The sequence below is a fragment of the Chitinophaga rhizophila genome (assembly GCF_019492185.1).
In the GTDB taxonomy this organism is placed as follows: Bacteria; Bacteroidota; Bacteroidia; order Chitinophagales; family Chitinophagaceae; genus Chitinophaga; species Chitinophaga rhizophila.
The window spans coordinates 600018-613489 of record NZ_JAICCF010000002.1; the positions used below are offsets into that span (position 1 = coordinate 600018).

Annotated in this window: 11 protein-coding genes; 5 read left to right on the forward strand and 6 right to left on the reverse strand. The window is 45.4% G+C overall.

Annotation, left to right across the window (positions count from 1 at the left end):
- Positions 1-164: 164 nt before the first annotated feature.
- The 3 genes from K1Y79_RS11325 to plsX all read left to right on the forward strand — a co-directional run bounded on the left by K1Y79_RS11325 (position 165) and on the right by plsX (position 1961).
- Positions 165-701 carry a YceD family protein gene (locus K1Y79_RS11325; RefSeq protein ID WP_220250127.1) on the forward strand — a complete coding sequence of 179 codons (537 nt, stop codon included), beginning with the start codon at positions 165-167 and terminating at the stop codon, positions 699-701.
- Between the two features lie 79 nt (positions 702-780).
- Positions 781-975, forward strand: a complete 195-nt coding sequence (gene rpmF / locus K1Y79_RS11330; RefSeq protein ID WP_012793868.1) for a 50S ribosomal protein L32 — start codon at positions 781-783, stop codon at positions 973-975.
- 44 nt (positions 976-1019) lie between these two features.
- Entirely contained in the window at positions 1020-1961 is a 942-nt protein-coding gene (plsX, locus tag K1Y79_RS11335) for a phosphate acyltransferase PlsX (RefSeq protein WP_220250128.1), read from the forward strand.
- A gap of 167 nt (positions 1962-2128) precedes the next feature.
- Here plsX and K1Y79_RS11340 read toward each other — a convergent pair whose 3' ends face one another.
- From K1Y79_RS11340 to mazG, 3 genes are all read right to left on the reverse strand, one after another.
- Positions 2129-2668 (reverse strand): hypothetical protein, encoded by a 540-nt coding sequence (locus K1Y79_RS11340; protein ID WP_220250129.1) that lies wholly within the window; start codon positions 2666-2668, stop codon positions 2129-2131.
- Positions 2669-2976: 308 nt separating this feature from the next.
- The gene (locus K1Y79_RS11345) at positions 2977-6756 is read right to left on the reverse strand and encodes a sensor histidine kinase (protein WP_220250130.1); all 3780 of its coding nucleotides are present in this window, start codon (positions 6754-6756) and stop codon (positions 2977-2979) included.
- A gap of 5 nt (positions 6757-6761) precedes the next feature.
- A complete protein-coding gene (mazG, locus tag K1Y79_RS11350) occupies positions 6762-7529 on the reverse strand; it encodes a nucleoside triphosphate pyrophosphohydrolase (RefSeq protein WP_220250131.1) in 768 nt (255 codons plus the stop codon).
- A gap of 138 nt (positions 7530-7667) precedes the next feature.
- On the opposite strand from mazG, the gene K1Y79_RS11355 reads away from it, so the two are divergent.
- The gene (locus K1Y79_RS11355; RefSeq protein WP_220250132.1) at positions 7668-9938 is read left to right on the forward strand and encodes a Tex family protein; all 2271 of its coding nucleotides are present in this window, start codon (positions 7668-7670) and stop codon (positions 9936-9938) included.
- Positions 9939-10117: 179 nt separating this feature from the next.
- Here K1Y79_RS11355 and K1Y79_RS11360 read toward each other — a convergent pair whose 3' ends face one another.
- The 3 genes from K1Y79_RS11360 to K1Y79_RS11370 all read right to left on the reverse strand — a co-directional run bounded on the left by K1Y79_RS11360 (position 10118) and on the right by K1Y79_RS11370 (position 12493).
- Positions 10118-10636 carry a hypothetical protein gene (locus tag K1Y79_RS11360; RefSeq protein WP_220250133.1) on the reverse strand — a complete coding sequence of 173 codons (519 nt, stop codon included), beginning with the start codon at positions 10634-10636 and terminating at the stop codon, positions 10118-10120.
- 73 nt (positions 10637-10709) lie between these two features.
- Positions 10710-11489 carry an enoyl-CoA hydratase-related protein gene (locus K1Y79_RS11365; RefSeq protein ID WP_220250134.1) on the reverse strand — a complete coding sequence of 260 codons (780 nt, stop codon included), beginning with the start codon at positions 11487-11489 and terminating at the stop codon, positions 10710-10712.
- Between the two features lie 8 nt (positions 11490-11497).
- Positions 11498-12493, reverse strand: a complete 996-nt coding sequence (locus tag K1Y79_RS11370; RefSeq protein ID WP_220250135.1) for a DUF3667 domain-containing protein — start codon at positions 12491-12493, stop codon at positions 11498-11500.
- Positions 12494-12625: 132 nt separating this feature from the next.
- Between K1Y79_RS11370 and K1Y79_RS11375 the strand changes: the two genes are divergently transcribed.
- Complete coding sequence (locus K1Y79_RS11375) at positions 12626-13456, forward strand: hypothetical protein (RefSeq protein WP_220250136.1); 831 nt, start codon at positions 12626-12628, stop codon at positions 13454-13456.
- Positions 13457-13472 lie beyond the last annotated feature (16 nt).

Below are 13472 nucleotides of genomic sequence, written 5' to 3' on the forward strand. Positions count from 1 at the left end.
TCTTTAGGACTGGTTGGGAGTTCACGCTCGTTGGCGCTCCTCTACATAAATTTATACTCTATACAATATAGAAATATTATGCTGGGAATCAACAAAATTAGGAAATTTTTGCAATTGCAAATATTTGGTTACCTTTGCATCCCTCTAAAAGTGAGGATTTTATTATGAAAGCACTCCGTCAATTTGATATTGCCTTTGTGGGACTGAAGCCCGGAGAGCATACATTTGAGTACCAAATTACGGATAGTTTCTTTGAAAACTACGGCGCGCAGGATTTCAGTAATTGCAATGCAACGGTTAAGTTGCTGCTGGACAAGAAGAATACCTTCTTCCTGTTAAAGTTTGAAATCGGTGGTACTGTATCTGTAAACTGCGATCGTTGCGGACAGCCATTTGAATTACAACTATGGGATGATTTTGAACATGTTGTAAAGATGGTGAACAATCCCGACGAGATGAATGAGGAAGATGACACAGATGTTTCTTTCATAGCTTTGACAGAATCTCATCTGAATGTGGCAGACTGGATCTATGAGTTTATCAACCTTAGTATTCCAATGCAGCGTATTCATCCCGCAGACAGTTCAGGTAAAAGCGGTTGTGATCCGAAGATACTTGACATGCTGGACCAAATGAACAACCAGGCGAACGAAAAAGACAACCCGATCTGGAAAGATCTGGACAAATTTCGTAACAACTAACAATTTCAGTGTACGTCAAAGGCGGAGATTGATATTCAAATTATTAAACTTAAACACGGACAATTAAAACTTAAATAAGATGCCAAATCCGAAACGCAGACATTCTCAGCAAAGATCAGCTAAGAGAAGGACGCATTACAAGGCCTTTGCGGATACTTTAAGCACTGATAGCGCAACTGGTGAAGTGCACCTGAGACATCGTGCTCACTGGGTAGAAAACAAACTGTACTACAGAGGAAAAGTAGTATTGGAAAAACAAAGCAGCACTAAATAATTTTACTATTTTTACCCCGACCAAACAGACAAACCTAAACGTTCATGAGAATCGGGCTTGATATGATGGGTGGCGACTTTGCCCCCCTCGAAGCAGTAAAAGGAGTAAAATTATTTTTCGACACTGTTGCTAATGATGCACATCTGGTGCTGATTGGTGATGAGGCAGCTTTAGCGCCCTTGTTGTCAGATGCGCAGTTAGACCAATCAAAATATTCAGTTGTTCATTCATCTCAGGTTATCGGGATGAATGAACATCCTACCAAGGCACTGAAGGAAAAACCGCAGTCTTCTATCGGTATCGGGTTTCACCTCCTGCAAAAAGGTAAAATCGATGCATTTATCAGTGCCGGTAACACCGGCGCCATGATGGTTGGAACATTCTACTCCATCAAAGCGATAGAAGGCGTACAACGGCCAACTATATCCACTCCCGTTCCAAGGGAAGATGGATCCTTCGGACTCTTGCTGGATGTTGGTATCAACGCTGATTGTAAGCCTGAAAACCTGCTGCAATTTGCTATCCTTGGCTCCCTTTATTCCAAACACATCCTGGGCGTCAGCAATCCATCCGTTGGACTGCTGAACATAGGAGAAGAAGAAGGAAAAGGAAACCTCCTCGCACAGGCCACATATCCTTTACTCAAAGAACATCCACTGCTGAACTTCATCGGTAACGTTGAAGGACGTGATGTACTCACTAACAAAGCGGATGTAATTGTATGTGAAGGCTTTACCGGTAACGTAGTCCTTAAACTGGCTGAGTCTTTCCATGATATTGCCGTAAGACGCAACATCAATGATGAGTTCATTCAGAAATTCGACTTCGAAAGCTACGGTGGTACCCCTGTTCTGGGTGTGTCTCAACCGGTAATTATAGGTCATGGTATATCAAAAGCTACCGCTTTTATGAACATGATCACACTGGCTCAACAGATGATTGAAACGAAGCTACTTGAGAGAATCAGAGAAAGCTTTGTAAAATAATTTTTTTATTAGAAAGTAAAACGGTCCTGGGCAAAACCCGGGGCCGTTTTGCTATCTGATATACCTTCCCCACACACAATACCTCGCCCCTCCGGTCCCAATCCCCGGATATTATGCCAGTAAAATTGTCATGGCAACACTACGATTTGCCCATCACTAACACTACACTACTCCAACAGCAGCTCCCTCACCGTATCCTTACCCGGTAAATCTACTGCTATCACTCTCACACAGCCCCCCACAGGCAGCTTCGCCACCCTGTAATACCAGTCTACGCCATTACGACTCACTGTGGCCTGCCCGCTCTCCGTAACTTTACCCTCCGCATCCACTACCTGCACCTTCACCTCTGCCACCCGGAACTCGTCTTTAGCAGTCACTATCCCCTCCTGCTCCTCCAACCGGATTTGCTGGATCTCCGGCGAATGATAAGCATCCTTCACTGCCATATTATAGGCATTCTGACCCGGCCCGGCCAGCGACGTATAATACGCACGCAACTCCGGATCATTCAGCAGCTGCTGCGCAAGCGCCGCCGCCAATCTCATTTTTTGCCTTGCTTCCAGCTGCTTTGCCGTAGGCTTTGTCGTCGAAGGCCCACGCTTCTTCGCCATAATAATCTGCCCGTTCCGCTCATAAATGGTCATCAATCTGCCAATAGAGCCCCGCACCAGCTGCAGGAGTATATTATCCTTTACAATAGCCATGTCAGTTCAATTTTGAGGTTCCAATCCCTAAGTTACGACCTGTTACTGCTATGGTATTTATACTGTACCAACACTAATACTACATCTGAAGTACACTTTATTATCCCGGGGATATACAGGTGTACTCTACATGTACTTTTGGATACACTATGATATCGAAGATTGACTCACACATAACAGATGGATATTCACCAAAAACACACCCACAACTGCTGGTAAAAAGAAGAGGACGCTTCGTTATCGAAGCGTCCTCTTCTTTTTATCAGCTGCCAGGACCCATCAGGGATACCTTGCTATATGTTTGCGTGTTAATCTTTGTTTTTCTCCAACGGTAACCTGACATAGAAAGTTGTACCGACGGTCAACTGGGTCTCAAACCAGATCTCCCCTCTCGCCTGCTCTACAATGTTCTTACACATCGCTAGTCCAAGGCCGGTACCAGAGTTTTTCGTGGTGAAGTTCGGAACGAAGATCTTTGGCTGTATCTCAGGGGGAATACCTTCGCCATTATCTTCTACACTCACTACTACCCAGTCATCGTCTGTCTGTGTCATGGCTATATTGACCTGCCCTTCCCTGCCTTCCGGTAATGCCTGTACCGCATTTTGCAACAGATTGGTAAATAACCTGTTCATCTGCGTTTTATCGGCAAATACATAAAAGGCTTTCCCTGGCGTTGTGAAGTGGATACTACAATGCTCGTGTATCTGGTAAAGATCTTTAAGCGAGTGCAGTACCTCATTTAACAACAACACCTCGCTGTTGGCTTCATCAATACGGGAGAATGCAGAAAAATCTGATGCAATATTTGCCAGGTGTTCTATCTGCTCAACCAGTGTATGTGCAACGTTTTTTGACAGCTGTTTCACATTCGGAGCATCGTTATCAATAGCGCGCTGCAGATACTGAATGCTGAGCTTCATCGGCGTCAGCGGATTCTTAATCTCGTGCGCTACCTGCCTGGCCATTTCCCTCCACGCCCCTTCCCGCTCGCTCTTTGCAAGCCTGGCTGCACTCACCTCCAGTTTACGCACCATCTTATTATACTCCTTTACCAACGCACCGATTTCATCATCCTTTTCCCACTCAATCTCATCATTCTGCTGCCCGAGGTTTACATGGCGCAGCTTCTCTGTTACGAGGGAGAATGATTTGGTAATAGAATTAGTGATGAGCAATGCCAGCAAACCGGCTATCAGGAAGATAAATGCATTAAAATTGATCAGTGCTACCAGGAAGTTGGAGATCTGCTGATTCAGCTCTGTCTGCGTAGCAAAATAAGGCACGTTCAGGTAGGCATAGATTTCTCCGCTATTGCTGCGTAAAGGCGCATAACCGGAGAGGTATTTCATAGTACCGATCTTCTCTTTCTGTATCCACTGGATCTTCGGCTCACGGTATAATTGCAGGAATGCATCCGGATTGATTTTCCGCGACAACAATCCCTTTTCAGTGATCAATGGTTGCGTCGTTACCTGCAGATTCCCATCCCTGTCATAAATGTTGATGTCCAGTGCGCGTTCATCCGCAATCTCTGCCATCGCAGCTGTCAGGCCAGCCTGGAATATAGGATCATACAGATCTTCAATATCATCAAACATACGCTGGTTTTCAAAAACCTTTTCAACATCGCGGGATACCTCGTTGATCGTGCGGCTGAGACGTTCTTTATTCTCTCTCTCCGAGCGGTCGATGAAAAACAGGATCGTTGTCAGACCCAATATGATAAAGGCAAATACTACAATGAAGATAATAGTACCATGCACTTTTTTACGGATGCTGATATTGATCAGCGTCTTCAGATTACCAATACGCATCCTCGCTTTCACCATCAGATCCAGTACTCTGTAGATAGCGATAATTAACAGGAACAGGCAGAACATCCATGCAAACAAGGTGATGAACTCCACAAAACTCCTGCTCTCTTTCACAACGATGACCACCTTGTCTTTCGAGGCTTTGTAAATAAGCCGGGAAAAGCCTTTCTCTGATTCTACAGTGATCTCTTCCTTCGGAATATCTGACGCATATAATCTGACAGGAAACGCAAAATCATTGTTGTTACTGACCAGTTCACCCTGATCATAAATAGCGTAGGAATAAGTAGCGGAAGATTCTTTCTCAGGGTCATAGATATCTCCATCTACGAGCAGCTCCGGATATAAGCGTTGGGTATTGACAACGGCGGGTGTCAGTTCATATATCAGGTAACCGGAAGGCACGCCATTTCTGTAAAAATCTTTACGTCCGATGTAGCTGTAATCATTAAAGCTGCGTTCATTATAGTAAAGCTCATTTCCTATCAGTTCTGATCCCATCAGCATACGTCTGCTGAGTGTGGGAAACGTAGACGTATCGCCACCATAGATGGGTTCAAAGTATTCGTTGAAAGGATAGAAACCAACATTGAATTTCCCCAGATATCCTTTGAAATACTTTTGTTTCAGTTCATTTTCCAGCATCCCTCTGGGCACACTTCTACCCGTGCCGGCACCTTGCTGGAAGAACAAGTGCAGCAGTTCGTCTTCCTCCATCTGCCGGGTAACGTCTGTAAGCAGCATTTCCACATAAGGATCTTTTTGCTTGGAGAGTTCGACAGCCATACGTTCCCGCAGACTGATCTCTTTTTTATCATTGTAATACACCAATGCAGCGGAGGTCGTGATGGTAAGCAGGAACAGCCAGAAAAGGAAGGGTACTGTAGCCAGACTATTCTCAAAACGCCAGGACAGTGTGTCGAGTAATACAACATAAAGTATCAGCCAGATGACCATGGCTACCGAGTAATAAAGATCCGGATTCTGCAGGCGGAATGCCAGCCACACAACACCTACAATGGCCAGGAAGAAGTATTTGGTACGATGGCGGAAGTTGGTCAGTTCATTCAGCAGATAGTTAATAATCTGTGAGAAGAAGAGGAAACTGAAAGAGATAAAACCAAGGATAATAAAGCCGATAATGCTGTATTCATTCAGGCTGAAAGGGTTGGCCACATCAAAAGAGATCCTGGAGTCAATAACGAGACTCTGGATCAGTTGCGACAGAAATTCTCCTACCACATACATGATGAAACTGGCAAGAATGATGACCACACGTTGCTGCCCACGGTTTGTTACTTTCGGTGGCTTGATTGTCTTTACGTGTTCACGGAAAAAGAGTAATAGCCAGAAGCCTAGCAGCACGTTCAGCAACAGGTCTCCGAGCGACCGGAATACTTCATCCTTTGCATAGATCAGCGGAGTGAAGATATTGAGCGTACGCAGGTTGAACGGGAAAGGGTAGACATAACTCAGTACACGGCTGAATATGATGACGGCAAACAGGAAGAAGAAACCGTATATCGGGTTCTTTTGCCTGGTGAGCATAGTGGCAAACAGGTTAATGAAAATCAGTACGCAGATGCAGCCCAGCACGCGCAGGATGACACTGAGCAGGTTAGGCGGCCCAGTATCGAGTGCACGATCGTAATAGAGATAGAACAATATCAGGTTCTGCCCGTTCAGCACCGGAATACCCGGCGGTTTGAGGTGAATGGTATATTCCATTCCCAGGGCAGGTTTATTGTGAAAATGATCGACGAGGTAATTATTGCTGAGACTATACTCCATCATGACAGGGATAGCGGCCATGAGATAGCGCTCATGCCCTTTCTGCCGGGAGGGAAGTTTTTTACAGACTACTTCGTAGTAACCGTTCTTCAGTTTCAGAAAGCGGATACCTGGCTGGAGGGGTGCCTGCCACTCTTCCGGCAGCACCAGGTTAGTGCTCCAGTATACCAGCCAGCGGCTGGCAGTACTGCTATCATAGGCAAATACATGGAATCCGAGATCAGAGATCCTTTTCTCTTCTTCTTCATCATGATCGCGGGCGAAGATATGCTCCATCAGGGTGGTATCTTCCGACAGTTCCTGGAAAGCCTCTTCCCGCAACTGGATACTTTTTTCCAGACTGCGTTTTACCCCCTGCGGAGAAGAGTAGTAAGACCAGTAATTGCTGAAAAGGAAGGAGAAAGTGAACAACCATGCAGCAATGATCAGGAGGTACCCATGGCGGATGAAGAAGATCCTTATTTCTTTGATATCCAGCAACTTCTTTATTTTTCTGATTTTTTCACTTCGTTCCAGAGGGCGTCCATTTCGGTAAGGGACATTTCATCGAGCGCTTTGCCCTGTGCGACAGCCATCTGCTCCATCTGCTGAAAGCGGCGGATGAATTTCTTGTTGGTACGTTCCAGGGCATTTTCCGCATCTACTTTCAGAAAGCGGGAGTAATTGACCAGTGAGAACATCACATCGCCAAACTCGTCTTCTATCCGGTCAGGCTGCCCCAGCTGCACTACTTCATGCAGTTCATCCATTTCTTCTTTTAACTTATCCCACACCTGTTCAGCATTATCCCATTCAAATCCTACCTTTTGAGCTTTGGACTGAAGGCGCATGGCTTTGACCAGGGCAGGCAGCGATACCGGCACGCCACTGAGCACAGAGGATTTGCCTTCTTTCAGTTTCAGTTTTTCCCAGTTCTGTTTTACCTCTTCTTCCGTTTCTGCTTTTACGTCGCCATAGATATGCGGATGGCGGTAGATGAGTTTATCACAGATACCGTTGATAACATCCTCTATGGTAAACTGCTGCTGCTCCTTGCCTATTTTGGCATAAAATACGATGTGCAGCAGGAGATCTCCCAGCTCCTCACGAATTGATTTCCAGTCCTGTTCAGTTATGGCGTCTGCCAGTTCATACAATTCTTCTATGGTTTGCTGACGTAGCGTCTGGATAGTCTGTTTCCTGTCCCAGGGACATTTTTCCCGCAGATCGTCCATGATTTCCAGCAGGCGGTTGAAGGCAGAAGTATTTTCCATCTGTCAAATATAAAAAATTCCCGCAGGGGGAAAGTTTGCAGAGGGATTTATGTTAATTTCTTTTTGTTGACAGATAGGGCATTTTAGTTACATTTGCCGCCGGTTTTGGTTAACCGGAAAACCATTAATTTTTAGTTCATGAATAGCAAACACATTGCGCTAATTTCAGCGGAGCTGAATATTTCAGCGCGACAAGCGGAGAACACCATGAATTTGCTGAGTGAGGGATCAACCGTTCCCTTTATCAGCCGATACCGTAAGGAAGTGACCGGTAGTCTGGACGAGGTACAGATCGGAAAGATCGAAGACCTGCAGAAACGCTACAAGGAAGTGGATGAACGCCGCGCATTCATTATTAAAACCATCACAGATCAGGAGAAAATGACGCCTGAACTGTTGGGGAAACTTGAAGGCACCTGGGCTCTTACTGAACTGGAAGATATTTATCTGCCGTATAAACCGAAACGTAAGACCAGAGGTACTCAGGCTATCGAAAAAGGTCTGGAGCCGCTGGCAAAACTGCTCTTTGAACAACAGGAAGCTGCACCGCTGACTGCTGCTGAAGGGTTCCTGAACGAACAGGTAGCGTCTACTGATGAAGCGCTGAAAGGTGCGCGTGATATCATGGCGGAATGGATCAACGAAAATGCTGAAGTGCGTGATAAATTGCGTAAGCTGTTCACACATACTTCAGTACTGACATCCAAAGTGATAGAAGGTAAAGAAGAAGAAGGCGCTAAATACAAAGACTACTTCGATTTCAGCGAAGAGATCCATGCTATCCCTTCTCACAGGGTACTGGCTATTCTGCGTGGTGAATCAGAAGGGTTCCTGTATGCCACCATTAATCCGGTGGAAGAAGAGGCTACTGATATTATCAACAAGCAATTCGTTACCGGTAACAACGATAGCAGCAAACAGGTGGAAAAAGCAGCCGCTGATTCCTACAAACGCCTGCTGCGTCCTTCGCTGGAAAACGAGTTCCGTGCATTATCCAAAGAGAAAGCTGATGCAGAAGCGATCGAGGTATTTGCAGAAAACCTCCGTCAACTGCTACTGGCTGCTCCACTGGGGCCAAAGGCGGTTATCGCCATTGATCCGGGTTACAGAACTGGTTGTAAAGTAGTTGCACTGGATAACCAGGGTAACATGCTGGACAATGACGTGATCTATCCGCTGGAGAAAAACTATAAGAGAGATGACGCTGAAGCCCTGCTGAAAAAATGGGCAGAAAGATATGACACTGCTGCTATTGCCGTAGGTAATGGTACTGCAGGCCGTGAGACGGAAGAGTTTGTGAAAAAGATCGACTTTGGTAAGAAAGTTAACGTGTTCATGGTGAATGAGAGCGGTGCTTCTGTTTACTCTGCATCTGAAGTAGCAAGAGAAGAATTTCCTGAATTTGATGTAACCGTTCGTGGTGCTGTATCTATTGGCCGCAGGCTGATTGATCCACTGGCTGAACTGGTAAAAATAGATCCTAAAGCCATTGGTGTAGGCCAGTACCAGCACGATGTGAATCAATCCAGCCTGAAACAGAGCCTGGACAGAGTGGTGATCAGCTGTGTGAACAATGTAGGTGTAAACCTCAACACTGCCTCTAAGCACCTGCTGGCATATGTATCCGGTCTGGGTCCTTCCCTGGCTGAAAACATTGTCAAATACCGTAAGGAAAATGGCGCATTCAGAAACCGTAAAGAGCTGAAGAAAGTAACCCGTCTGGGTGAAAAAGCATTTGAACAGTGTGCGGGCTTCTTACGTATTGAAAACGGAGACAATCCGCTGGATAACTCAGCAGTACACCCTGAGCGTTATTCCCTGATCGAATCCATGGCAACCAAACAGCAATGTACTGTTCAGGATCTGATGGCGAAAGAAGACCTCCGCAAGAAGATCAATCCGAAGGAATATGTGAGTGAAGAAGTTGGTCTCCTGACCCTGGAAGACATCCTGAAAGAGCTGGATAAACCTAGCCGCGACCCACGTGACGAGATCGCTATCTTTGAATATGCGGAAGGTATCCGTACCATGGAAGACCTGAAAGTAGGTATGACATTACCAGGTGTAGTGACCAATATTACCAATTTCGGTGCTTTTGTGGACGTTGGCGTGAAACAGGATGGTCTGGTACACATTTCCCACCTGAGCAATCGTTTCATCAGTAATCCGAATGAAGCAGTTAAACTGAATCAGAAGGTAACAGTAACGGTGCTTGAGGTAGATCCTTCCCGTAAGCGTATTTCTTTGTCTATGAAAGACAATGAAGCGCCACAGGCAAGTAACAGCGGGCAGCGCAGGGAGAGGAAAGAAGGTGGTAACAGTGGCAACAGACCTGCTAAACAAGGCGCACCTGCACCATTGAATGATTTCCAGGCGAAGCTGGCAGAGCTGAAGAAGAAGTTCAACTAACAGCATGTAGTCAGCCATCAGGTAATAAAAATGAGTGGCCGGCAGGCTGCTGTATATACAAAAAGGCGGTTAGGATCAAGTGATCTTAACCGCCTTTTTTATGCCGCTGAAGGTCTGAGATAACTGTTGTGCCATTAACGCAGGATGGCTACTAGCCCGACCTGTAATAAGGCGTATGTTCAGGAAGGGAACTTGGTTTTCCACCTTAAAAGCTTTTCCGGAAAAGCGGAATCGCTTCTTTCACTGAAGAGCGTGACTATACCATTCACCGCAATGCCAACATAGATTATATCACGGCGCATATCAATAGCCAGGGCCGCTTCATCTGCACCGCAATAATGGCGGAGGCAACCTTGATTGTAGAGGACATCATTTTCCAGTTCTACAGGAGGAGTGACGTCAAACCGTTCCGAGAAGGCAGCATTTTCTGCATCCAGTAGTGTCTTAATGCGGGAACGCAGAGGTTCCTGCTGTAACATAGACGTCTCACTGATGTACTTACCTTCAAAGTGTTCAAACGACTGCCAGGAGGCAACCGGAGTGGGTTCAATGTTGTCGGCGATGGTCATCATGGTGTCTGTTGCGGGTGGAGGAGCTCCTCCTTGTTGCTGACTGTCCTTTTTAACGGCCGGTTCTTTGCATCCCAGGATACAGGCAGCTACCAGATATACTGCTGCCAGGTGTTTGTTCTTGGTCATGGTGTAAAATACGAATTGCTAACTGTGTACTACGTGGCAATGACAGTGCATGATTGGGCCTGTAATACACAGCTTATTTTCCTTTAAATACAGGTGTTCTTTTGTCAACAAAAGCCTGCATGCCTTCTTTCTGGTCTTCAGAAGAAAACAGCAGGTAAAAGTTCTTACGTTCAAAGTGCAGGCCTTCTTCGAGACTGCTGTCGAATGCTTTCAGGACGGATTCTTTGGCCATCTTTACGGCCAGCGGACTAAGCGATGCTATAGTAGATGCCAGCCGGATTGCTTCTTCCAGGTAAAGTTCAACAGGTACTACCCTGTTGATAAGGCCTGCCTGGGCAGCTTCATCTGCCGTAATAAAGCGGCCGGTTAATACCATTTCCATGGCCAGTGCTTTGCCTACGGCACGGGTAAGGCGTTGAGTTCCGCCTGCGCCAGGCATTACGCCTATCTTTATTTCAGGTTGTCCGAACCGTGCAGTTTCACTGGCAATGATCATATCACAGAGCATTACCAGTTCACATCCCCCTCCTAATGCGAAACCGCTTACTGCGGCAATCAACGGTTTTTTGGTTTTCTTTATTGTGTCCCAGGTACTGAATTGATCAATATTATACATATCCATTGCGGTTTTACCCGCCATCTGTTTGATGTCAGCGCCTGCGGCAAAAGCTTTCTCATTACCGCTGATGATGATTACGCGAACATTGTCATCCGCATCCAATACTTTCAATGCGTCCCTGAGTTCTCCCATGAGTTCAAGGTTCAGTGCATTCAGTTCTTTGGGGCGGTTTAACTGTATGTGAGCCACATAGGGGGCTACCTGCTGGTGTATGATTATAAATTGTGGTTGCATTCCTCAATTTACGGATTTAATACCGTCATCGTCAGTATAAATCCTACAAATACGATGAGTAGTGTTACCAGGTACGTCAGTATCAGCAGTGATGCTTTTAACAATGATTTTCCCCAGGATTGACCGTAAGTATTGCGCAATGCGATTACCAGGTAAACGAATATGAAGAATAGTCCGATACTGGTGACTATTTCTGTATCAAACAGCCTGTCGAGCGCTACACAGAGCAGGTAGAAGATAAAGAAGAAGACATGCAGATGTATCGAAGATATTGCATGGTCAGCGTAATACCATTTCTTCTTATCGTACATCCATCGCAGATAGAGCGCAAACAAAGGTAACAGCACAAACATCATTTTAGGATAGTTGTGGTGAAATAATTCTTCCTGTACCTCTGCGGCATGTTTCCGTTCTTCCTCTGTTCCCAGAACTCCTTTGGTAGCTTTAAAATAATATGCGGCCATTCTACGTTGAATAGTACCGTCCCTGTACTTTTCGGGCAGCGTATGCTGAAAAGAGTCGTAGTTTTCACGGGTTTCAAAGGTGTATAAACGTCTGAACCAGTCTTCAGTCTTAAGATCGCCGGTTTTCACAGAGTCTGGTAAACTATCAAAGCTCTCTTTTGCACTATCACGGTTTGCTGCCAGTTGCGCTTTTGTGTTGCTGTCAAGCGTATCTTGATTCACTGCCGGCGACAGCGCAAAATAAAGCAGAAAGAACACAAAAGAAGAGAAAATGTATAGTTTGATAGGATGTACAAACTTCACACGTTTACCAGCGATATACTCTTTGGTGATATATCCGGGGCGCGTTAGCAGGTACTTAAAGGTGAGTAGCGCTTTAGAATCGTAATGGACAATATCTGCTACAAATTCCTTAACAAGGTGGCCGAAAGTTTCATGGGGGGCAATGTTTTCCTGTCCGCAGTTAGTACAATATCTGCCAGGAACATCCGTTCCGCAGTTAAGGCAGTTAGTTTCTTTCCTGAGTGGCTGTGTTTTCAAGCGATTGTGTGGTTGATAGGTTACAGATGGTAAATATAAAAATTATCTTTACAGAAATGAACTGCTGAATGTTCCCGAATCATTATTTTTGTATCTAATATGTACACGAGAAGAACCATTTTTTTGCTTGTTATGGCATTGCTTGGGTTAAACTTGTCTGTTTCCGCCCAATATTACTACCAGGATATTGTCAATACAGCTCGTACCGAAGCCAATATGGCACTGCTGAAGGAAAACAAGATTACTGCCCAGCTGGTGCAAAGTCTTGACGCAAACCGGGATACTGACAATGATTTCAGGTGTACCCGGGAACTATCGTCTAACTTCCGCCAGATCCGTTCTGTTACCGTATCCCGTTCTACCGGTTATTCGGCCATGACCACTTATTTCAACAATAAAGGGAAGATGACGAAAACGATAGATAGTACCCGTAATATCATTACGACTGTGATCTACATGCGTAATACGAACGATACGAGCGGTAAACTAAGAGAAGTATACCTGACTTCGTTCGAGCCGAAGACCAAGTATAAATTCACAGAGACGCGCCGGTATATGTATGACAGTCTGGGCCGTTTATCGCATATGATTCATTTTCATGGAGATAAACGAGAAGATTCTACAACTGTCACCTTTACGCTTGACTCATTAGGTCAGGTAATAGAGGAGATTGAAACAGGTAAGGGCGCTAAGGGCCGTCGCATTTATTACAAGTATAACGACCAGGGGCTGCTGAGTGATATAGTACGTTACTCCCCTGCCCGTAAGAAGATGTTGCCGGACTATATCTTCGATTATGACGCGAACAACCGGATAGGAGCTATGACCACCGTAAATGGTGAAACGGCTACTTATACTATCTGGAGATACACGTATGATGAGAATGGGTTGCCGGTACAGGAAGAGTGTTACGGAAAGAAAAAAGAGCTGCTGGGAACCGTCAGGTATAAATACAGAAGATAATAAAAAGGCCGCATCT

What these genes read in the sequence shown, in the direction of transcription:
- K1Y79_RS11325 (WP_220250127.1), top strand. Translation starts at nt 165, where the DNA reads ATGAAAGCACTCCGTCAATTTGATATTGCCTTTGTGGGACTGAAGCCC.
- rpmF (WP_012793868.1), top strand. Translation starts at nt 781, where the DNA reads ATGCCAAATCCGAAACGCAGACATTCTCAGCAAAGATCAGCTAAGAGA.
- plsX (WP_220250128.1), top strand. Translation starts at nt 1,020, where the DNA reads ATGAGAATCGGGCTTGATATGATGGGTGGCGACTTTGCCCCCCTCGAA.
- K1Y79_RS11340 (WP_220250129.1), bottom strand. Translation starts at nt 2,668, where the DNA reads ATGGCTATTGTAAAGGATAATATACTCCTGCAGCTGGTGCGGGGCTCT.
- mazG (WP_220250131.1), bottom strand. Translation starts at nt 7,529, where the DNA reads ATGGAAAATACTTCTGCCTTCAACCGCCTGCTGGAAATCATGGACGAT.
- K1Y79_RS11355 (WP_220250132.1), top strand. Translation starts at nt 7,668, where the DNA reads ATGAATAGCAAACACATTGCGCTAATTTCAGCGGAGCTGAATATTTCA.
- K1Y79_RS11360 (WP_220250133.1), bottom strand. Translation starts at nt 10,636, where the DNA reads ATGACCAAGAACAAACACCTGGCAGCAGTATATCTGGTAGCTGCCTGT.
- K1Y79_RS11365 (WP_220250134.1), bottom strand. Translation starts at nt 11,489, where the DNA reads ATGCAACCACAATTTATAATCATACACCAGCAGGTAGCCCCCTATGTG.
- K1Y79_RS11375 (WP_220250136.1), top strand. Translation starts at nt 12,626, where the DNA reads ATGGCATTGCTTGGGTTAAACTTGTCTGTTTCCGCCCAATATTACTAC.